Raw genomic sequence first — 690 nt, 5'->3', positions numbered from 1 at the left:
CTTTTATTTTGGCGGTATCCATGGCATTTTCTCATTAAGTTACAAAATTAAAACGCTATTGTAAACTACAGCCAATATGATATCTAAACCCCTATTTTTCAACCTCATGACTAGATATGGATAGGTTAAAGCTTGTGTTACACGACAGTTTTCACCCGGGTCTGTATAAACTATTTCAATTATTAAATAACCGCTTTCTTCATAAACATCTTTGATACGAATTCCATGACCGCCTGAACCACATTGTCCTCTGGATATTGCAATAATGCACTCTTTATTAAAATCAATTGGAGTTGTTAATTTGTCCGGTGAAATCTTTCTTTTCCACTTCTTTTCGAAATCATTTTTATTATCAATAATTTCAATGTTTTCTTCCCGCTTACCATCAATACCATATCCGATAATTTCGTAGTCAAAAGATTGTGCCTCAATGTCATTAATCATCAATGTGGAAATTGATATAACCAAGAAAGTACTGATTACTAATTTCTGAATTATTTTCATTATCAATCCACCTTTAAAAGCATATAGGAGGTAGGCCAAAGCGTTGCATTTAGTTTTATCTTTTTCCTTGTGTTGAGCCAAAGCTACGAACCTTCCAAAACTAGTCGGCACACTTATATACTCTATTTAAAAACAAGTTTTTAAGCCACTTTTTCCGTGGAGCCGTTAATATTTTTACCTCTTGGA

The 690-nt window shown here is 33.2% G+C and carries 1 protein-coding gene; it reads right to left on the bottom strand.

Annotated features, from left to right (window positions below):
* Window positions 1-39 precede the first annotated feature (39 nt).
* On the bottom strand, window positions 40-504 hold the full coding sequence (locus ACRD7A_RS19110; protein ID WP_430812986.1) for a protease complex subunit PrcB family protein: 465 nt from the start codon (window positions 502-504) through the stop codon (window positions 40-42).
* Window positions 505-690 lie beyond the last annotated feature (186 nt).

It is taken from the genome of Carboxylicivirga longa, from assembly GCF_050589825.1.
GTDB classification, from domain to species: Bacteria; Bacteroidota; Bacteroidia; order Bacteroidales; family Marinilabiliaceae; genus Carboxylicivirga; species Carboxylicivirga longa.
This window is presented reverse-complemented; position numbering and strand designations above follow the sequence as displayed.

Bases quoted from the DNA above. Each gene is read 5' to 3' on its own strand.
- ACRD7A_RS19110 (WP_430812986.1), bottom strand. From the start codon at position 504: ATGAAAATAATTCAGAAATTAGTAATCAGTACTTTCTTGGTTATATCA.